The organism is Zoogloea sp. 1C4 (genome assembly GCF_009469605.1).
Classification (GTDB): Bacteria; Pseudomonadota; Gammaproteobacteria; order Burkholderiales; family Rhodocyclaceae; genus Zoogloea; species Zoogloea oryzae.
Window position 1 is genome coordinate 174,095 of record NZ_SSXU01000007.1, and the last position, 18,249, is coordinate 192,343.

Sequence of the window (18,249 nt, forward strand, 5' to 3'; positions counted from 1 at the left end):
TCAAATCGGCGTGATCGATGCCCACCCCGGCTGCCGATGCGGGGGCGGGCGAATACGGAGTGTTCAGCGGGGGCCGGGGGCTTCGCGAGTGGAGCCGAGGCGCTGGGAGAGGGAGTGGGCGGCGTCCTTGAGGCGGGCGATCACCGGGCTCTCGGCGCTCATGTCGATGGAGCCCTCGACGCCCACCAGCACGATGGACATGGTGAGTTCGTTCTTGAAGTTGAATACGGGCGCGGCCACCGCCTCGACGCCGCGGAACATGTAGTTGCCGGAGATGGCCGCCACGCCTCGGTTGCGCACGTCGGCCAGCAGGGCCTCGGCGTCTTCCGGCGTCTCGACGCCGGGGGGCAGGTTCTTGCGGGCGTCGAGCTCGCGGCGGAGGATCGCCTTGGTCTGGGCTGGCGGCAGCCAGGCGCCGAACACCCGGCCGACGGCGGAGCTGAGCAGGCCGAGGGTGGTGCCGGTGACTACGTTGACGGTGATCGGCCGGCGCGGGCGTTCCCAGCGCACGATCACCGGGCCGTTATCGCCCCACACGGCCAGGGCGGTGGTTTCATTGACGGCGTCGCGCAGCTCGGAGATTGCCGTGAGGCCGAGCCGGATGCGGTCGAGCCGGTCGATTGCGACGAGGCCGATGTTGAGCGCGAAGGGCCCGAGGTTGTAGCGCGAGGTGAGCGGATCCTGCTCGACGAGGCCGCTACGGATCAGGCTGACGAGGTAGCGGTGGGCCTTGGAAGGCGGCATGTCGGCGGCGGCGGCGATGTCCTTGAGCATCATCGAGCGCTTGCCGAACACCATCGCCTTGAGGATGCCCATGCCCACTTCGAGGGACTGGACGCCGTGTTTTCCTTCCAGCTCTTCGCTCATGTTTCTGTATCCGGTGGTTGGTTGAACGTGTTACGTAATGGTAAATTGATTTTAGAAAAAGTAATCATAATTCCCAAGTGAGGAGTAAGGAGGGAGGAGTGAGGAGGCCTTGGTTGGGGCTTGTGCGCTGGCGATTGGCGGCGCATGTGACCCCGAAGGCGTCGTCGCTGCGTCCCCGACACTCTTCCGCAGACCAGGAGATTCAGCCATGACCCAGCTTCGTGTTTTCGCCATCGACGGCATCGTGCCCGTCGTCCATCCGTCCGCTTACGTTCATCCTTCTGCCGTGTTGATCGGTGACGTGATCGTCGGCCCCGACTGCTATGTGGGCCCGTGCGCCAGCCTGCGTGGGGATTTCGGGCGGCTGATCCTGGAGCGGGGCGTGAATGTGCAGGACACCTGCGTGATGCACGGCTTTCCGGGCACCGACACGGTGATCGAGGAAGATGGCCACATCGGCCACGGGGCGGTGCTGCACGGCTGCCGCATCGGCCGCAACGCGCTGGTGGGGATGAACGCGGTGATCATGGACAACGCGGTGATCGGCGAGGCGTCCATCGTGGCGGCGATGGCCTTCGTGAAGGCCGGGGTGGAGATTCCGCCGCGCTCGCTGGTGGCTGGGATGCCGGCCAAGGTGCTGCGCGAACTCACCGACGAGGAGATCGTCTGGAAGACCGACGGCACGCGCACGTATCAGGATCTGACCCGACGCTGCCTGGCGACGATGGTCGAGACTGACCCGCTCACCGAGATGGAACCCGGCCGCAAGCGCTTCGAGATGCCGGACGTGGTGCCGCTGGTGGCGCTCAGGAAGAAGGACGCCTGAGCATCAGTCGCCGAGGCTGCGGGAATAGGCGAGGAACACGTCATCCCGCTTCCAGCCGAGCGATTCGTACAGGGCCTGGGCGGCGTGGTTGCTGCGCGCGGTGGTGAGGTCCATTCGCGCCTTGCCCCGCTGCCGGGCCAGCGTCTCGGCCGCCTGCAGCAGACAGCGGCCCACGCCGGCGCGGCGGTGGGCGGGCAGCACGAACAGATCGTAGCGGCTGAAGATGGGCTTCGCCTCCACCGAGCAGAAGGTGGGGTAGAGCTGACAGAAGCCGAGGATCCAGCCATCCGCGTCGCAGGCGATGAGGATTTCCGACTCCTGCCGGGCGAGGCGCTCGAGCACGAAGCGCCCGGCGCCGGCCGGGTCGGCTGGCTGGTCGTAGAACTGGCGGTAGGCATCGAACAGCGGCGCGATGGCCGCTGCATCTTCGGTGCCGGCGAGGCGGATGGACACGGCCTGCGCCGTCATGACTGGACGGCCTCGGACGCAGCACCGGGGATCGGCCCCAGCTTGCCGTCGCCGTAGGTGCGCAGCACCTGGGAGATGGTGACGTGATAGCCGTCGAGCCAATCGGCCTGGCGGGCCTTGGCTTCCCGGTGCAGCGGGTGGTCAACCAGGGCCTTGAGGGCTTCGAGGCTGTCCCAGTAATACACGTTGGCGATCTGGCCAGACTGGGGGTTCTCCCAGCTGGTTTCACCCAGGTAGCCGGGAATCGAGCGAGCAGCAGCGATCGCTTGGTCGAGGCGGTGGAACGCGTCGTCGAAGGCCCCGGCCTTGAAAACGAAGGTGGAGGTGTACATCCGCAGCTCCCGGTTCAATCGGAAAAAAGCGGCGTATTAGACGCGCCTCTGCCCATGAGGACAAGGGCAAGCGATGCCTGATGTGGGATCAGGCCAGTTCGGCCAGGGGGTCGTCTTCGCGGAAGCGTTCGTGGATGAGTCGGGAGGCCGGCGGCGTCTGGCCGCTGGCAAGCTGAAAGTGGGCGTCCAGGTGGCGCTCGGACGGGGCCAGCAGGCGTCGGTAGAGCTCCTTGCACAGCAGGCGTGCCTTCTGGCCGGGCCAGTCGGACGGCAGCAGCACGTCGGGGAGCTCCGGGTCGCGCAGCAGCAGGCGCCGGTAGTCGTGGATCAGCAGGATGCGCAGCAGGAAGGCGCTCTGGTCGTCGATCTCGTTGTTGGCGTCGGTGCGCAGCTGGTCGAGCACCGGCTGGTAGCGGTCGACGAAATCGGCATACACGCCGGCGAGACGTTCGAGATTCCACGCGCCATTGACCATGTCCACATCGTTGGCCGCGGTGCCGAACTGGGCATCGGCCGCCAGCAGCGGTTTGAGCCGGCCGAGGATGCCCGACAGCCCTTCGGCGTGGAGGGCGTCGAAGGCGGCGGTGAGATCGGCGCTGGGATGTACGAAGCAGTCGCCGCCGAGCACCCCGAAACCCTGCCAGAACAGCGCCCGGCGCAGGCCTTCACGCTCTTTCGGGGCGAGCTCGCCGACGGTGACGATGAGCCGCCAGCGGCGGTCCCACAGGGGGGCGCTGGAGGCGTAGATGTGGCGGGAGGCTTCCTCGAAGCGGCGCTGGCCGGACGGGGTGAGCAGGTAGTCGGTGCGCCGGCCGGAGGGCTCGGTGCGCAGCCATTCTTCCTTCACCAGCCGGAACACCGAGGTGCGCACCAGGCGCTCGTTGAGCCCGAGGGGTTCGAGCAGTTCGATCAGGCTGCCCAGCCAGATGCGGCTGCCCCGCGGCAGCACGGCATCCCCAAAGACCGAGATGATGAGCGAGCCCGCCTGGACGCGGTCTTGCTGGCGGAAGTCTTCGAGACGTTGCTGGGCTGGGGGGAGCACGATCTGGCCGAGTGTTGCCCGTGGATGGGCACAAAGATTGCTATTTTAGCGGCTCCCCCCGGTGCTGAACAGGCGACACGCCTTCACCTTGCAATCTAGAAGCTCAGCAGGTGGGCCGCATCGGGGATTTCCGGCTGCTGCTGGGCGAAGAAGCCTTCGGTGTGGATGTGCTCGGTCTTTGCGCCGAGGGCTTTCACCGTCGTTGCGCAGGTCTCGACGAACTCCGGGCTGCCGGCGACGAAGATGGTGTGCTTCGACAGATCCGGGAACAGCCCGGGCAGCACCGCATCCACGCGCCCGGTCAGGTGGCCTTCGCGCTCCTCGCGGGTGAGGGTGATCTTGTAGTCGAAGGCCCGGTGCTTGGTGCGCCACCAGGCCATCAGGCCCTGGCTGTAGACGTCGGCCTGGGTGCGGGCCGAGAAGAGCAGGGTGACGGGCTTCCTGAAGCCGCGCCGCAGGGCGGCTTCGGTGAGGGCCAGGATTGGCGCGAGGCCGGTGCCGGCGGCGAGGCACAGCACGGGCGTATCCACGCCAGGGTCGCCGATGAAGGTGCCGTAGGCGCCGGAGAGCTTGACGCTCTCGCCGATGTTGAGCTTGTCGTGAACCCAGTTGCTGGTAGTGCCGCCGTCGGCGCGGGCCACCTGCAGCACCAGCTCGCCGTCGGGACGCGGGGCGTTGGAGATGGAATAGGCGCGGGGCGGGATGTCGGCGCGCGGGTTCCCGAGGGTGACGTACTGGCCGGGCCAGTAGCGGATCGGCTGACCCACCGGCCGCAGGCGCAGCTCGACCACCCGGTCGGCCAGCGGGCGCTTGTCGGTGACCACGAAGAGGGCGTCCTCCCGCGGCGGGAAGAGCTTGGGCTTGGCGTCCTCGGTGCCCCATTCGATGGTCAGCTCGTCGGAGATCGGCTTGGCCATGCACATCAGGCCGTAGCCCTGGCGGCGTTCTTCCTGCGACAGCGCCATGTCGAGCACCATGCCCTGGTCGAACTGACCGGCGGTGACCTTCACCTTGCACTCGCCGCAGGCGCCGGCGCGACAGTTGTTGGGCAGCGCGTAGCCTGCCTTTTCGAGGGCCATCAGCACGGTGTCGCCGTAGGCGCATTCCACCGACTTGCCCGAGGGTTGCATGATGATGCGGGACATGGTTTTTTCTCAGTGAGGGGTAAGGAGTGAGGAGCGAGGAGTTAGTAGCGAGGTGTCAGGGGGCGGTCTCCTTACTCCTCCCTCCTGACTCCTCACTCATTCCCGTCAGAAGACGGGAATGATGTCTTCCATGTCGATGTCGCTGATTTCCTGGCCGGTGATGCCCACTTCGGGGATCGCCGGGAAGGGGATGTTGTAGCGGTCGAGCACGCCCTTCAGGTTGATCATCGCGTTCTTCCAGTTCTGCAGCTTCATCTCGTAGGTCGGGATGCCGAAGCCGGCGCCGCGGGCCACTTCCTCGGCCTCGCGCTGGTTGTCGATGAAATCGGCGGGCAGATCCCAGAATTCCATCGGCGGCTCGAACAGCACGGCCGACAGGAAGAGATAGCCGGCGCGGATCTGCTTGGTGACGATGGATTTGGTCTCTTCCTTCAGGCCCGGGTAGTCGCGCTCCATCACCGCCATGCAGATCGCCATGTGGCGGCCTTCGTCACGGCCGATGTTCTTGAAGCCTTCCTTGAAGACCGGCTCGCGGGAGTTGTCGAACATCTGCTTGAAGATGGTGGCGGCGGCGATCTCGCCCATCAGGAAGGAGCTGAACAGCACGGCCAGGTCGTACTTGGGCACGGCCTGCTTGTAGCCGTTCCAGTAGCGCGAGCCATTGAAATACAGCCACTGCACGTTCTTCTGCAGGCGCTTGCCCAGCTCGGTCTTGGGCTGGTAGGTGATCGGGTCCGGGTGGCCGAGCATCTTGGTGATGGCCAGGCCACACATGATTTCGTGGTTCTGCTCGTCGCGGGTGACGGAGAAGAAGCACTTCCTCACCGGGTCTTCCTCGTGGACCTCGTAGGTCTTGATCAGCGCTTCGGCAAACACCGGGGGCGCCGAGGCGTCGAATACCGACAGCAGGCTCCACCAGTAGGCGATGGATTCGCGCTCTTCCCAGCTGTAGCTGTCCACATCCAGGGTGTCCCAGGGCAGCTTTTCCGGATCCCAGTTTTCACGCAGGGCCGCCTGCCAGACTTCCTGCAGCTTTTTGGTCTTGCTGTTCCACGACAGCGGATAGATGTTGGGCTGCTGGATTTCCGGCGGGAATTCCATCTTGTCTGCAAAGCGTTCCTTGTTGCTGGCCATGGTGCCTCCTCATAGGTGTGTGATGAACCGTTTGTCACCGCGCCCATGTCCCTTGGGCTGGTGTGGTTAATCATGATACAAAAACAAAATAAACGTCAACAAAAATGTATCAAAAAGATCGAGGGGCGGAAAATCGACTTGGCTGTTACAAATGCGCATTTCGGCCAAAATCCGGCAAAAATTCTTTTTAATAGATTGAATATAAACAGATTTTCTTTTATGGAAGTGGTTTTGAAGTACGGAACAATGGAACGCACTGCCACAAAAATGCGATACCAAACATTGACTTTGATCAGATTGATTTGTACTGTTTAACTCAGCAACCCAAAAACCAGACAGGAGACAGCCGAATGACTCACCCCCTCTTCGAAAAGCACCAGGCCACGCTGGAAGGCGCCGTTGCCGCAATCGCCTCCCGCGCCTACTGGTCTGCCTACCCCGAGATGCCGAGCCCCAAGGCCTACGGCGAAAACGCGGCGGAAGAGGGCAAGAAGGCCTTCGAGGCCCACCTGGGCAAGGCTTTCGAACTGGGCCAGCCGGGCCAGAGCGGCTGGCTGGCGGGCGAGAAGTCGCCCTACGGCATCGCGCTGGACGTGCAATACCCGGTGTGTGATCCGGAAGCGCTGATCGCCGCCGGCCAGGCCGCCATGAAGGGCTGGCAGGCGCTGGGCGCCGACGGCCGCACCGGCATCTGCCTGGAGATCCTCGACCGCCTCAACAAGCAGAGCTTCGAGCTCGCCCACGCGGTGATGATGACCACCGGCCAGGGCTGGATGATGGCCTTCCAGGCCGGCGCGCCCCACGCCCAAGACCGCGGCCTCGAGGCCGTCGCCTACGCCTGGCGCGAGCAGCGCTTCGTGCCCGCCGAAACCGTGTGGGAAAAGCCCCAGGGCAAGAACCCGCCGCTGGTCATGAAGAAGCACTTCGAGATCGTCGGCCGCGGCGTCGGACTGGTGATCGGCTGCGGCACCTTCCCCACCTGGAACACCTACCCCGGCCTGTTCGCCACGCTGGCCACCGGCAACCCGGTGATCGTGAAGCCTCACAGCAACGCCATCCTGCCGGCGGCCATCACCGTGCGCACCATCCGCGCCGTGCTGGCTGAAAACGGCATCGACCCCAACCTGGTCAGCCTGTGCGTCACCGACAAGCGCGCCACCACCAAGGGCCTCGCCACGCATCCGGCGGTCAAGTCCATCGACTTCACCGGCGGCAACGTGTTCGGCCAGTGGCTGATCGACAACTGCCGCCAGGCCCAGGTGTATGCCGAGCTGGCGGGCGTGAACAACATCGTCATCGACTCCACCAACGCCTACAAGGCGATGCTGGGCAACCTGGCTTTCACCCTGTCGCTGTACTCCGGCCAGATGTGCACCACCTCCCAGGCCATCTTCGTGCCGGCCGCCGGCATCGAGACCGAAGACGGCCCCAAGAGCTACGACGAGGTGTGCGCCGATCTGGCCAAGGCCGTCGAGCGTTTCCTCGGCAAGCCCGAAGTGGCCCACGCCGTGCTCGGCGCGATCCAGTCCGCCGACACCCTTGAGCGCATCAAGCTCGCCAACAGCGGCGAGCTGGGCAAGGTGGTGCTGGCGTCCAGCAAGCTCGACAACCCGGACTTCCCGGGTGCCGAAGTGCGCACCCCGGTGCTCATCGCCTGCGACGCCGCCGACGAGCGCTTGTACATGGAGGAGCGCTTCGGCCCGATCAGCTTCATCGTCAAGGTGGCCGACACTGCCGCCGCCATCGCCCTCTCCGAGCGCGTGGTGAGCACCCACGGCGCGCTGACCGCCGGCATCTACTCCACGAAGCAGGACGTCATCGACGCGATGACCGAAGCCACCTGGCGCAGCAAGGTCGCCCTGTCGATCAACCTCACCGGCGGCGTGTTCGTCAATCAGTCGGCGGCGTACTCTGACTACCACGGCACCGGCGGCAACCCGGCGGCCAACGCGTCCTACGCGGATTCGGCCTTCGTCGCCAACCGCTTCCGCGTGGTTCAGCGTCGTTATCACGTCTGAGGAGGTCGCGATGGAATTCAACAACATCCTCTTCACGGTTGAAGCCGGCGTCGCGCGCCTCACCCTCAACCGCCCGGACAAGCTCAACAGCTTCACCGGCGAGATGCACGCCGAGCTGCGCGCTGCGCTCGACTCGATCCAGGCCGACAAGTCCGTGCGCGTGCTGGTGCTCACCGGCGCGGGGCGGGCCTTCTGTGCCGGCCAGGATCTGGCCGACCCGGACATGCAGAAGATCGACGGCAAGATGCCGGACATCGGTAACGTGGTCGAAGCCAACTACAAGCCGCTGGTGCTGCGCCTGCAGAACCTGCGCGTCCCGACCATCGCGGCGGTGAACGGCATCGCCGCCGGCGCCGGCGCCAGCGTGGCGCTGGCCTGCGATCTGGTGGTGGCCAGCAAGTCGGCGTCCTTCCTCCAGGCCTTCAGCAAGATCGGCCTGGTGCCGGACACCGGCGGCACGTGGTTCCTGCCCCAGCGCGTGGGCATGGCCCGGGCGATGGGCCTGGCGCTGCTGGCCGACAAGCTGCCCGCCGAGAAGGCCGCCGAGTGGGGCCTGATCTGGGAAGCCGTGGCCGACGACGCCTTCGCCGCCCGCGTCGACGCGCTGGCCACCCAGCTTGCCGCCATGCCCACCAAGGCGCTGGTGCGCACCCGCCAGGCCATGCACGCCGCGCCGGGCCACACGCTGGAGCAGCAGCTGTCGTTTGAAGGCAGCTTCATGCGCGAGCTGGGCTGGAGCCCGGACTACGCCGAAGGCGTCGCCGCCTTCATGGAAAAGCGCGCGCCGAAGTTCACGGGGGAATGAGCGTGGCCGAACTTTCCAACCACGCCCTCAACACCTCCGCCATCGTCGCGGTGGTCGGTACCGGCGCGATGGGCGCCGGCATCGCCCAGGTCGCGGCGGCGGCGGGCCACGTGGTCAAGCTGCTCGACACCCGGCCCGAGGCCGCGGCCAAGGCGGCGGCCGGCATCCGCGCGCAGTTTGGCAAGCTGGTGGAGAAGGGCCGCATGGCCGCCGACGCCGCCGAGGCGGCCGGTGCGCGGCTGCGCCCGGTCGAACGCCTGGAAGATCTGGCCGACGCCGCGCTGGTGGTCGAGGCCATCGTCGAGCGCCTCGAGGCCAAGCAGACCCTCTACCGCGATCTCGAATCCATCGTCGGCGCCGACTGCATCTTCGGCACCAACACTTCGTCGATCTCCGTCACCGCCATCGGCTCGGCCCTCAGCCGGCCCGAGCGGCTGGCCGGCCTGCACTTCTTCAACCCGGCGCCGCTGATGGCGCTGGTGGAGATCGTCTCCGGCCTCGCCACCGACAAGGCGGTGGCCGACACCCTGTTCGCCACCGCGGCGGCCTGGGGCAAGACGCCGGTGCACACCCGTTCAACCCCGGGTTTCATCGTCAATCGCGTGGCCCGGCCGTACTACGGCGAAGCCATGCGCATCGCCACCGAAGGCGCCGCCGACGTGGCCACCATCGACGCGGTGATGCGCGAGGCGGGCGGCTTCAAGATGGGCCCGTTCGAACTCACCGACATGATCGGCCACGACGTGAACTTTGCGGTGAGCCGCTCGGTGTGGAATGCCTATTACAACGACCCGCGCTTCCAGCCCTCGCTGATCCAGCAGGAACTGGTGGATGCCGGCTTCTTCGGCCGCAAGTCCGGGCGTGGCTTTTACGACTACCGGGAAGGCGCCGAGCGCCCCGCGCCCAAGACCTGCGTCGCCCAGCCGGCGCCGGCCGACATCGTGCTCCACGGCCGCACCGCCGCCGTCGAAGCCATCGCCGACCGGCTTTTTGAACACGGCGTGGCCTACACCTGGGGCGAGGCGGAAGATGGCCGCATCGCCGAGGTGGGCGACGCGGTGATCTTCGTCACCGACGGCCGCACCGCAACCCAGCGGGCCGCGGAGACGGGCATCGCCAACACGGTGCTGATCGATCTGGCGCTCGATTACACCAAGGCCACCCGGCTGGCGGTGAGCGTTGCCCACAGCTGCTGGGCGCCGGCCGCGGCGTCTGCCACCGGGCTGCTGCAGGCCGCGGGCTTTGCGGTGTCGCGCTTTGGCGACGTGCCGGGCCTGGCGGTGATGCGCACCGTGGCGATGCTCGCCAACGAGGCCGCCGACGCGGTGAACCAGGGCGTGTGCGATGCCCGTGGCGCCGATTCGGCGATGCAGCTGGGCGTCAATTACCCCAAGGGGCCGCTGGCCTGGGCCGACGCCGTGGGCGTCGCCACCATCTGCCAGGTGCTCCGCCACCTCGGCGATTTCTACGGCGACCCGCGCTATCGCGTCTCGCCGCTGATCCAGCAGTCGGTCTTTGCCGGAAAGGGCATCCATGACTACTAAGCATTCCAACCCCACCGAGGCCCAGGCGCTGGCCGAAGCCGTTGCCGAGGCCATGTGGTCGCGGGACCGCGCCGCCAATGCGCTGGGGATCAGGATCGAGAGCGTCGGGCCGGGCGTGTCGCACCTGTCGATGCCGGTGCGCGGCGACATGGTGAATGGCCACCACATCTGCCACGGCGGGCTGATCTTCTCGCTGGCCGACACCGCCTTTGCCTACGCCTGCAACAGCTATAACCGGAACACCGTGGCCTCGGCCTGTCACATCGACTTTCTGGCGCCGGGAATGGAGAACGACACCCTCGACGCCGAGGCGGTCGAGCGTTCCCAGTCCGGCCGCACCGGGGTCTATGACGTGACCGTGAAGAGTCGTCAGAGCGGCAAGACCATCGCCCTGTTCCGGGGCAAGAGTTACCGGATCAACGGCGAAGTCATCGCCGGGCTGGCGGACGAGTCGGTGGCCTGAGGGCCGCCCGAACCCGTCAAGAACATACAAAGAGAGGAGACAACCATGCCCACAAAGCGCCCCGAGGCCGCCGATCTGGAGCCGATCGAGAAGGCCAGCCGCGACGAGATCTCGGCCCTGCAGCTCGAACGCCTCAAGTGGTCGGTCCGCCACAGCTACGACAACGTCGAGCCCTACCGCAAGCGCTGCCAGGAAAAGGGCGTCCATCCGGACGACCTGAAGCAGCTGGCCGACCTGGCCAAGTTCCCGTTCATGACCAAGACCGACCTGCGGGACAACTACCCCTTCGGCCTCTTCGCCGTGCCGCGCAACAAGGTCGCGCGCCTGCATGCTTCCAGCGGCACCACCGGTAAGTCGGTGGTGGTCGGCTACACCAAGAACGACCTGGACAACTGGGCCAACGTGGTGGCCCGCTCCATCCGCGCCGCCGGCGGCCTGCCGGGCGACATGGTGCACGTGGCCTACGGCTGCGGGATGTTCACCGGCGGCCTCGGCGCCCATGCCGGCGCCGAGCGCCTGGGCTGTACCGTGGTGCCCATGTCCGGCGGCCAGACCGAGAAGCAGGTTCAGCAGATCATGGACTTCCGTCCGGACGTCATCATGGTCACCCCGTCGTACTCGCTGGTGATCGCCGAGGAGTTCGAGCGCCTGGGCATCAAGCCCGACGAGATCTCGCTCAAGGTCGGCATCTTCGGCGCCGAGCCGTGGGGGCAGGGCATGCGCGCCGAGATCGAGCGCAAGCTGGGCATCGACGCCATCGACATCTACGGCCTGACCGAAGTGATGGGCCCGGGCGTTGCCTGCGAGTGCATCGAGAGCAAGGACGGCCCGGTGATCTGGGAAGACCACTTCTACCCCGAGATCATCAACCCCGACACCGGCGAAGTGGTGGCCGACGGCGAGGAGGGCGAGCTGGTGTTCACCTCCCTCACCAAGGAAGCCTTCCCTGTGATCCGCTACCGCACCCGCGACCTCACCCGCCTGCTGCCGCCCACCTCGCGCTCGTTCCGCCGGATGGACCGCATCACCGGCCGCTCGGACGACATGCTCATCATCCGCGGCGTGAATGTCTTCCCGACCCAGATCGAGGAGCAGATCCTGCGCGACCAGCGCCTGTCGGGCAACTACCAGATCGTGCTGACCCGCGACGGCCACATGGACGACGTGGAAGTGCGCTGTGAAGTCCAGCGCGAGCTCTCGGGCAAGCTCAGCCGAGCAGCCGTCGAGGAGATCAGCCGGGGTCTGCAGCACCACATCAAGACCATCATCGGCATCTCCACCAAGGTTCGGGTGATGGACTTCGACAGCATCCCGCGCACCCAGACCGGCAAGGCCCGTCGCGTGATCGACGAACGCCCCAAGCAGCTTTAAGGAGAACCGGTCGATGAACAACGCCTTCATCTGCGACGCCATCCGCACGCCCATCGGGCGCTACGGCGGCACCCTCGCCAGCGTGCGCGCCGACGACCTGGGCGCCGTTCCGCTCAAGGCCCTGATGGCCCGCAACCCTCAGGTGGACTGGTCTGCCGTCGAGGACATCATCTACGGCTGCGCCAACCAGGCCGGCGAGGACAACCGCAACGTCGCCCGCATGTCGGGCCTGCTGGCCGGGCTGCCGGTGGATGTGCCGGGCACCACGGTCAACCGCCTGTGCGGTTCGGGCATGGACGCCATCGGCATCGCCGCCCGGGCCATCAAGTCTGGCGAGACCGGGCTGATGATCGCCGGCGGCGTCGAGAGCATGTCCCGCGCGCCCTTCGTGATGTGCAAGGCCGAGTCCGCGTTCTCGCGCAACGCCGCGATTTTTGATACCACCATCGGCTGGCGCTTCATCAACCCGGCGATGAAGAAGCTCTACGAGACCCACTCGATGCCGCAGACCGCGGACAACGTGGCCGAAGAGTTCGCCATCAACCGCGCCGACCAGGACGCCTTCGCCCTGCGCTCCCAGCAACGCTGGGCCGCCGCCCACGCCGCCGGCCGCTTTGCCGACGAGCTGGTGCCGGTGGAGATCGCCCGCAAGAAGGGCGACCCGATCGTCTTCGACACCGACGAGCATCCGCGCCCCGAGACCACGCTGGAGATGCTGGCGAAGCTGAAGGGCGTCAATGGCCCGGAGATGACGGTGACCGCCGGCAACGCATCCGGCGTGAATGACGGCTCGTGCGCGCTGCTGCTGGCCTCCGAAGCGGCCGCTGGCAAGTACGGCCTCACCCCGAAGGCCCGCGTGGTGGGCATGGCTACTGCCGGCCTGCTGCCGCGGATCATGGGTTTCGGCCCGGCGCCGGCCGTGCGTAAGGTGCTGGCCCAGACCGGCCTCACGCTCGACCAGATGGACGTGATCGAGCTCAACGAAGCCTTCGCCGCCCAGGCCCTGGCCGTGGTGCGTGACCTGGGCCTCGCCGACGACGAGGCACGGGTCAATCCCAACGGCGGCGCCATCGCCATGGGCCACCCGCTCGGCGCGAGCGGCGCCCGGCTCGTCACCACCGCCATGTACGAACTCCACCGCCGCGGCGGCCGCTACGCGCTGTGCACCATGTGCATCGGCGTGGGGCAGGGCATCGCGATGGTGATTGAAAGGCAGTAAGGGGAATTGGGTAATGGGAAGTAGGGAGTAGGGGGCGGGCTGGACGCGGGTGCGCTGGCGATCGTGAGCGCACCTGTCCCAAGCCCGATCCCACTCCCCACTACCTCGGACCCGAATAAGGACCAAAGAGGAGACAAAAACCATGAACAAAAGAACCACCCTGAAGACCCTTTTCGCCGGCACCGTGCTTGCCCTTGGCAGCTTCGCCGCGATTGCCAACGAGCCGATCAAGATCGGTTCGATCCTGTCCGTCACCGGCCCGGCCGCCTTCCTGGGCGACCCGGAGCTGAAGACCCTCCAGCTCTACGTGGAGGACATCAACAAGAAGGGCGGCGTGCTCGGTCGCCAGATCCAGCTGGTGCACTACGACGACGGCAGCGACGCCAACAAGGCCAACGGCTTTGCCAAGCGCCTGATCGATGACGACAAGGTGGACCTGATCGTCGGTGGCACCACCACTGGCTCCACCATGTCCACCGTGCCGCTGGTCGAGAAGGCCGGCGTGCCCTTCATCTCCCTGGCGGGCGCCGTGGTGATCGTCGAGCCGGTCAAGAAGTTCGTCTTCAAGACCCCGCACACCGACCGCATGGCCGCCGAGAAGGTCTTCGAGGACATGAAGAAGCGTGGCATCAGCAAGGTGGCGCTGCTCTCCGAGACCAGCGGTTTCGGCCAGTCCGGCAAGAAGGAGACCGAGGCCGTCGCCGCCAAGTACGGCGTGACCCTGGTGGCCAGCGAAACCTACGGGCCGAAGGACACCGACATGAGCCCGCAGCTCACCAAGATCAAGAACACCGCCGGCGTGCAGGCCGTGTTCGTGTTCGGCCTTGGTCAGGGCCCGGCCATCGTCACCAAGAACTACAAGCAGCTGGGCATCACGCTGCCCCTTTACCAGTCCCACGGCGTGGCGTCGGATGAGTTCCTGAAGCTCGCCGGCCCGGCTGCCGAAGGCGTGCGCCTGCCGTCCCCGGCCCAGCTGATTCCCGAGAAGCTGCCCGCCGGCGACCCGCAGAAGCCCGTCGTGACCGCCTACGACAAGGCCTACAAGGAGCGCTACAAGCAGGACGTGTCCACCTTTGGCGGCTACGCCTACGACGGCCTGATGATCGCCGTCGATGCCATCAAGCGTGCCGGCTCCACCGACAAGGCCAAGGTCCGCGACGCCATCGAAGCCACCAAGGGCTTCGTGGGCACCAGCGGCACCTTCAACATGTCGCCCACCGACCACATGGGCCTCGACCTGTCGGCCTTCCGCATGCTCGAAGTCAAGGGCGGCGACTGGACCATCTCGAAGTGAGGAGAGGCGGGTAGTGGGAAGTGGGTAATAGGTAATTGGTAATGGGGAGTGGGGTTTTGCCGGGTGCGCTGACGAGGGTGAGAGCCGGGCAATTCAGGCTAGGTCCCCCCCACTTCCCACTTCCCACTTCCAACTTCCCACCTCCCGCTCCCCTGAGCCACCAACAATCATGACGACCTACTCAACCCTGGAAATCGAACTCGCTGGCCGCGTGGCGACGATCTGGATGAACCGTCCGGAGGTGTTCAACGCCTTCGACGAGGCGCTGATCGCCGACCTGCGCGACGCGTGCATCGAGCTCGACGCCGACGCCAGCGTGCGCGTGGTGGTGCTGGGCGGCCGCGGGCGGCATTTTTCTGCCGGCGCCGACCTCAACTGGATGCGCCGCGCATCCGGCTACAGCGAAGCCGAGAACCTCGACGACGCCCGCCGCTTCAGCGCCATGCTGCGCGGCCTGTCCGAGATGTCCAAGCCGACCATTGCCCGGGTGCAGGGCGCGGCCCTCGGTGGCGGCACCGGCCTTGCGGCGGCCTGTGACATGGCGATCGCGGCGTCCGACGCCAGCTTTTCCACCTCGGAAGTGAAGTTCGGAATCATCCCCGCGGTCATCAGCCCCTACGTGCTGCGCGCGGTCGGGCCGCGCCACGCGCTGCGCCTGTTCCAGAGCGCCGAGAAGATCGACGCCCAGCGGGCGCTCGCCATCGGGTTGGTGGGCGAGGTGGTGGCGCTGGATCAACTGGATGCCGCGGTGGCAAAGCTGGCCGAAACGCTGGTCGGCTGCGCCCCCCAGGCCCAGAAGGCCGCCAAGGACCTGATCGCCGCGATCAACGCCCGCCCCATCGACGATGCGGTGAGCGAGGAAACCGCCCAGCGCATCGCCCGTCGGCGTGCCACCGACGAGGCCAGGGACGGCATCGCCGCCTTCCTCGAAAAGCGCGCCCCGGCCTGGCTGCGCTGAACGCGTCAGCCCCCGAATAACCCAGCAGGAGAACACACATGTACACCCAAAGCTTCAGCGTGCCGGACAACGCAGGCCAGAAGACGGCGGCCAGGACCCCGTCCACCGAAGACCCGGAACTGATGGCCCGCTTCGATGCGCGCATCGACGCCGACGGCCGCATCGAACCCCAGGACTGGATGCCCGAGGCCTACCGCCGCACCCTGGTCCGCCAGATCAGTCAGCACGCCCACAGCGAGATCGTCGGCATGCTGCCCGAAGGCAACTGGATCTCCCGCGCGCCCAGCCTCAAGCGCAAGGCCATCCTGATCGCCAAGGTGCAGGATGAGGGCGGCCACGGCCTGTACCTCTATTCCGCCGCCGAAACGCTGGGCACCAGCCGCGACCAGATGCTCGAAGGCCTGCACTCCGGCCGCGCCAAGTACAGCTCGATCTTCAACTACCCGACCCTCAACTGGGCCGACGTGGGCGTGATCGGCTGGCTGGTGGACGGCGCCGCGATCATGAACCAGATCCCCCTGTGCCGCTGCTCCTACGGCCCCTACGCCCGCGCCATGGTGCGCGTGTGCAAGGAGGAATCCTTCCACCAGCGCCAGGGCTACGAAGCCCTGCTGGTGATGATGAAGGGCACCGACGCGCAGAAGGCGATGGTGCAGGACGCGGTGGACCGCTGGTGGTGGAAGTGCCTCGCCATGTTCGGGCCGCCGGATGCCGACAGCCCCAACAGCGCCCAGGGCATGCGCTGGGGCATCAAGCGCATCAGCAACGACGACCTGCGCCAGAAGTTCATCGACGCCACCGTGCCCCAGGCCCAGGTGCTCGGCGTGACGCTGCCCGACCCGGACCTCAAGTGGAACGAGGAGCGCCAGCACCACGACTACGGCCAGATCGACTGGCAGGAGTTCTGGGACACCGTCGAAGGCAACGGCCCCTGCAACAAGGAACGCCTGTCCACCCGGGTCAAGGCCCACAACGACGGCCAGTGGGTGCGCGAAGCGGCCCTGGCCTACGCCCGCAAACAACAAGAACGCGCTAAGAAGGAGGCAGCATGAGCAACGCACAACCGTTTGAAGGTGCTCGCACCGAAGCCCGCCAGGGCGGAGGTAGTTCATCCACCACCCCCGCACTCAAGGAATGGCCCCTCTGGGAAGTTTTCGTCCGCAGCAAGCAGGGCCTCGAGCACAAGCACTGCGGCAGCCTGCACGCCGCTGATGCGTCCCAGGCGCTGCACATGGCGCGTGATGTTTACACCCGCCGCCAGGAAGGCGTGAGCATCTGGGTCGTGCCATCCGCCGCCATCACCGCCAGCAACCCGGATGACAAGGGCGAGCTGTTCGACCCGGCCGCCGACAAGATCTACCGCCACCCGACCTTCTACGAGATCCCGGAAGAAGTGGGGCACATGTGATGAGCGCAATCGCCGACTACATTCTTCACCTGGCCGACAACGCCGTGGTGCTGGGCCAGCGCAACGCCGAATGGTGCGGCCATGGCCCGATCCTCGAGGAAGACCTGGCGCTCGCCAACGTCAGCCTCGACCTGATCGGCCAGGCCCGGCTGCTCTACCAGCGCGCCGCCACGCTGCTGGGCGGTGACGCCACCGAAGACAGCCTGGCCTATTTCCGCGACGCCGCCGAGTTTCGCAACTACACGCTGCTGGAGCTGCCGCACCACGGCCCGCTGGTCGGCTATGCCGCCTCGGACCGGGACTACGCCACCACCATCGTCCGCAACTTTCTGTACTCCGCGCTGATGGTCCAGCTGTGGGAGGGGCTCACGAAGTCGTCCGACAGCGAGCTCGCCGCCATCGCCGCCAAGTCGCTCAAGGAAGCCAGTTACCACCTGCACCACGCCCGCGACTGGCTGGTGCGGCTGGGCGACGGCACCGACGAATCCCACGCCCGGGTGCAGGCCGCGGTGGACCACCTGATGCCCTACACCGAGGAGTTCTGGACCCCCAGCCCGGCCGAAAGCGCCGCGGCGGCCGCCGGCGTGGGTGTGGACGTGCGCAGCCTGCGCGCCGGCTGGGACGCGCTGGTGAATGACGCCTTCGCCGAAGCCACGGTGACCCGCCCGGCTTTCCGCGGGTATGTGACCGAGGGCAAGGTGGGCGTGCATTCCGAGCACCTGGGCTTCCTGCTCACCGAGATGCAGAGCCTCGCCCGGGCGCATCCCGGCGCGACGTGGTGATGCCATGAGCGCGATGCCGATGCCAGCGCAGGCCCCGGACGAGCTCATCGACCGGGTGCTGACCGCCCTCGACAGCCTCACCGACCCGGAGATCCCGGTCGTCACCCTGCGCGAGCTGGGGATCCTGCGCGACGTGCGGATGACCGACGAGGGCCTGGAGGTGGTCATCACGCCCACCTACAGCGGTTGCCCGGCGATGGGGCAGATCGAAGACGACGTGCGTGCCACGCTCGCCGGCATCGGCATCGCCGCGCGGGTGGTGACGCGCCTGTCGCCGGCGTGGACCACCGACTGGATGAGCGAGGCCGCCAAGGAGAAGCTCCGCGCCTACGGCATCGCGCCGCCCCACCGCCTGCCGGCGCCGGAGGTGGGCGTGGTGCGCTTCATGCGGAAGCCGGCGGCGGAAACCGTGGCCTGCCCCCAGTGCGGCTCCACCAACACCACGCTCACGTCCCAGTTCGGCTCCACCGCCTGCAAGGCGCTGTACCGCTGCCTCGACTGCCGCGAGCCGTTCGACTATTTCAAACCGTATTGAGGCGGGGGTGGGGAATGGGTAGTGGGAAATAGGGAGTA

General features: G+C 66.7%; 19 protein-coding genes. 13 read left to right on the forward strand and 6 right to left on the reverse strand.

Annotated elements, in window-relative coordinates; genetic code table 11:
- Nucleotides 1-63: 63 nt before the first annotated feature.
- A complete protein-coding gene (locus tag GH681_RS11115; protein ID WP_153161536.1) occupies nucleotides 64-867 on the reverse strand; it encodes an IclR family transcriptional regulator in 804 nt (267 codons plus the stop codon).
- 208 nt (nucleotides 868-1,075) lie between these two features.
- Between GH681_RS11115 and paaY the strand changes: the two genes are divergently transcribed.
- A complete protein-coding gene (gene paaY / locus GH681_RS11120; RefSeq protein ID WP_153161537.1) occupies nucleotides 1,076-1,693 on the forward strand; it encodes a phenylacetic acid degradation protein PaaY in 618 nt (205 codons plus the stop codon).
- A gap of 3 nt (nucleotides 1,694-1,696) precedes the next feature.
- Here paaY and GH681_RS11125 read toward each other — a convergent pair whose 3' ends face one another.
- The 5 genes from GH681_RS11125 to GH681_RS11145 all read right to left on the reverse strand — a co-directional run bounded on the left by GH681_RS11125 (nucleotide 1,697) and on the right by GH681_RS11145 (nucleotide 5,814).
- Nucleotides 1,697-2,161, reverse strand: a complete 465-nt coding sequence (locus GH681_RS11125; RefSeq protein WP_153161538.1) for a GNAT family N-acetyltransferase — start codon at nucleotides 2,159-2,161, stop codon at nucleotides 1,697-1,699.
- Nucleotides 2,158-2,493: an antibiotic biosynthesis monooxygenase gene (locus tag GH681_RS11130; protein WP_153161539.1), complete on the reverse strand. Its 336-nt coding sequence runs from the start codon at nucleotides 2,491-2,493 to the stop codon at nucleotides 2,158-2,160. The genes GH681_RS11125 and GH681_RS11130 overlap by 4 nt, the downstream gene beginning before the upstream one ends.
- Nucleotides 2,494-2,581: 88 nt before the next feature.
- Nucleotides 2,582-3,535: a phenylacetic acid degradation operon negative regulatory protein PaaX gene (gene paaX, locus GH681_RS11135; RefSeq protein WP_153161540.1), complete on the reverse strand. Its 954-nt coding sequence runs from the start codon at nucleotides 3,533-3,535 to the stop codon at nucleotides 2,582-2,584.
- 95 nt (nucleotides 3,536-3,630) lie between these two features.
- Entirely contained in the window at nucleotides 3,631-4,680 is a 1,050-nt protein-coding gene (locus tag GH681_RS11140) for a 2Fe-2S iron-sulfur cluster-binding protein (RefSeq protein ID WP_153161541.1), read from the reverse strand.
- A gap of 105 nt (nucleotides 4,681-4,785) precedes the next feature.
- Entirely contained in the window at nucleotides 4,786-5,814 is a 1,029-nt protein-coding gene (locus GH681_RS11145; RefSeq protein WP_153161542.1) for a diiron oxygenase, read from the reverse strand.
- Between the two features lie 350 nt (nucleotides 5,815-6,164).
- Here GH681_RS11145 and paaN point away from each other — a divergent pair, with 350 nt between their 5' ends.
- The 12 genes from paaN (at nucleotide 6,165) to paaD (ending at nucleotide 18,211) form a co-directional block, all read left to right on the forward strand.
- Nucleotides 6,165-7,832 (forward strand): phenylacetic acid degradation protein PaaN, encoded by a 1,668-nt coding sequence (gene paaN / locus GH681_RS11150; protein ID WP_153161543.1) that lies wholly within the window; start codon nucleotides 6,165-6,167, stop codon nucleotides 7,830-7,832.
- A gap of 10 nt (nucleotides 7,833-7,842) precedes the next feature.
- Nucleotides 7,843-8,637, forward strand: a complete 795-nt coding sequence (gene paaG / locus GH681_RS11155) for a 2-(1,2-epoxy-1,2-dihydrophenyl)acetyl-CoA isomerase PaaG (RefSeq protein ID WP_153161544.1) — start codon at nucleotides 7,843-7,845, stop codon at nucleotides 8,635-8,637.
- A complete protein-coding gene (gene paaH, locus GH681_RS11160) occupies nucleotides 8,634-10,181 on the forward strand; it encodes a 3-hydroxyacyl-CoA dehydrogenase PaaH (protein ID WP_153161545.1) in 1,548 nt (515 codons plus the stop codon). The genes paaG and paaH overlap by 4 nt, the downstream gene beginning before the upstream one ends.
- A complete protein-coding gene (gene paaI, locus GH681_RS11165) occupies nucleotides 10,171-10,644 on the forward strand; it encodes a hydroxyphenylacetyl-CoA thioesterase PaaI (RefSeq protein WP_153161546.1) in 474 nt (157 codons plus the stop codon). The genes paaH and paaI overlap by 11 nt, the downstream gene beginning before the upstream one ends.
- Nucleotides 10,645-10,689: 45 nt before the next feature.
- Nucleotides 10,690-12,015, forward strand: coding sequence for a phenylacetate--CoA ligase PaaK (paaK, locus tag GH681_RS11170; RefSeq protein WP_153161547.1), 1,326 nt, complete (start codon nucleotides 10,690-10,692; stop codon nucleotides 12,013-12,015).
- Nucleotides 12,016-12,028: 13 nt separating this feature from the next.
- Nucleotides 12,029-13,234 (forward strand): 3-oxoadipyl-CoA thiolase, encoded by a 1,206-nt coding sequence (pcaF, locus tag GH681_RS11175; RefSeq protein WP_153161548.1) that lies wholly within the window; start codon nucleotides 12,029-12,031, stop codon nucleotides 13,232-13,234.
- Nucleotides 13,235-13,376: 142 nt separating this feature from the next.
- Nucleotides 13,377-14,528, forward strand: a complete 1,152-nt coding sequence (locus tag GH681_RS11180; protein ID WP_153161549.1) for an ABC transporter substrate-binding protein — start codon at nucleotides 13,377-13,379, stop codon at nucleotides 14,526-14,528.
- Between the two features lie 169 nt (nucleotides 14,529-14,697).
- The gene (locus tag GH681_RS11185) at nucleotides 14,698-15,486 is read left to right on the forward strand and encodes an enoyl-CoA hydratase/isomerase family protein (RefSeq protein WP_153161550.1); all 789 of its coding nucleotides are present in this window, start codon (nucleotides 14,698-14,700) and stop codon (nucleotides 15,484-15,486) included.
- Between the two features lie 38 nt (nucleotides 15,487-15,524).
- Complete coding sequence (gene paaA / locus GH681_RS11190; protein ID WP_153161551.1) at nucleotides 15,525-16,538, forward strand: 1,2-phenylacetyl-CoA epoxidase subunit PaaA; 1,014 nt, start codon at nucleotides 15,525-15,527, stop codon at nucleotides 16,536-16,538.
- Complete coding sequence (paaB, locus tag GH681_RS11195; protein WP_228111874.1) at nucleotides 16,535-16,894, forward strand: 1,2-phenylacetyl-CoA epoxidase subunit PaaB; 360 nt, start codon at nucleotides 16,535-16,537, stop codon at nucleotides 16,892-16,894. The genes paaA and paaB overlap by 4 nt, the downstream gene beginning before the upstream one ends.
- Nucleotides 16,894-17,676 carry a 1,2-phenylacetyl-CoA epoxidase subunit PaaC gene (gene paaC, locus GH681_RS11200; RefSeq protein WP_153161552.1) on the forward strand — a complete coding sequence of 261 codons (783 nt, stop codon included), beginning with the start codon at nucleotides 16,894-16,896 and terminating at the stop codon, nucleotides 17,674-17,676. Before paaB ends, paaC begins: the two co-directional genes overlap by 1 nt.
- Nucleotides 17,677-17,689: 13 nt before the next feature.
- On the forward strand, nucleotides 17,690-18,211 hold the full coding sequence (paaD, locus tag GH681_RS11205; protein ID WP_228111881.1) for a 1,2-phenylacetyl-CoA epoxidase subunit PaaD: 522 nt from the start codon (nucleotides 17,690-17,692) through the stop codon (nucleotides 18,209-18,211).
- The last annotated feature ends 38 nt before the right edge of the window (nucleotides 18,212-18,249 follow it).

Excerpts from the sequence above, each read along its gene's own strand:
- GH681_RS11115 (WP_153161536.1), bottom strand. The coding sequence starts at position 867 with ATGAGCGAAGAGCTGGAAGGAAAACACGGCGTCCAGTCCCTCGAAGTG.
- paaY (WP_153161537.1), top strand. The coding sequence starts at position 1,076 with ATGACCCAGCTTCGTGTTTTCGCCATCGACGGCATCGTGCCCGTCGTC.
- GH681_RS11125 (WP_153161538.1), bottom strand. The coding sequence starts at position 2,161 with ATGACGGCGCAGGCCGTGTCCATCCGCCTCGCCGGCACCGAAGATGCA.
- GH681_RS11130 (WP_153161539.1), bottom strand. The coding sequence starts at position 2,493 with ATGTACACCTCCACCTTCGTTTTCAAGGCCGGGGCCTTCGACGACGCG.
- GH681_RS11140 (WP_153161541.1), bottom strand. The coding sequence starts at position 4,680 with ATGTCCCGCATCATCATGCAACCCTCGGGCAAGTCGGTGGAATGCGCC.
- GH681_RS11145 (WP_153161542.1), bottom strand. The coding sequence starts at position 5,814 with ATGGCCAGCAACAAGGAACGCTTTGCAGACAAGATGGAATTCCCGCCG.
- paaN (WP_153161543.1), top strand. The coding sequence starts at position 6,165 with ATGACTCACCCCCTCTTCGAAAAGCACCAGGCCACGCTGGAAGGCGCC.
- paaG (WP_153161544.1), top strand. The coding sequence starts at position 7,843 with ATGGAATTCAACAACATCCTCTTCACGGTTGAAGCCGGCGTCGCGCGC.
- paaH (WP_153161545.1), top strand. The coding sequence starts at position 8,634 with ATGAGCGTGGCCGAACTTTCCAACCACGCCCTCAACACCTCCGCCATC.
- paaI (WP_153161546.1), top strand. The coding sequence starts at position 10,171 with ATGACTACTAAGCATTCCAACCCCACCGAGGCCCAGGCGCTGGCCGAA.
- paaK (WP_153161547.1), top strand. The coding sequence starts at position 10,690 with ATGCCCACAAAGCGCCCCGAGGCCGCCGATCTGGAGCCGATCGAGAAG.
- pcaF (WP_153161548.1), top strand. The coding sequence starts at position 12,029 with ATGAACAACGCCTTCATCTGCGACGCCATCCGCACGCCCATCGGGCGC.
- GH681_RS11180 (WP_153161549.1), top strand. The coding sequence starts at position 13,377 with ATGAACAAAAGAACCACCCTGAAGACCCTTTTCGCCGGCACCGTGCTT.
- GH681_RS11185 (WP_153161550.1), top strand. The coding sequence starts at position 14,698 with ATGACGACCTACTCAACCCTGGAAATCGAACTCGCTGGCCGCGTGGCG.
- paaA (WP_153161551.1), top strand. The coding sequence starts at position 15,525 with ATGTACACCCAAAGCTTCAGCGTGCCGGACAACGCAGGCCAGAAGACG.
- paaB (WP_228111874.1), top strand. The coding sequence starts at position 16,535 with ATGAGCAACGCACAACCGTTTGAAGGTGCTCGCACCGAAGCCCGCCAG.
- paaC (WP_153161552.1), top strand. The coding sequence starts at position 16,894 with ATGAGCGCAATCGCCGACTACATTCTTCACCTGGCCGACAACGCCGTG.
- paaD (WP_228111881.1), top strand. The coding sequence starts at position 17,690 with ATGCCGATGCCAGCGCAGGCCCCGGACGAGCTCATCGACCGGGTGCTG.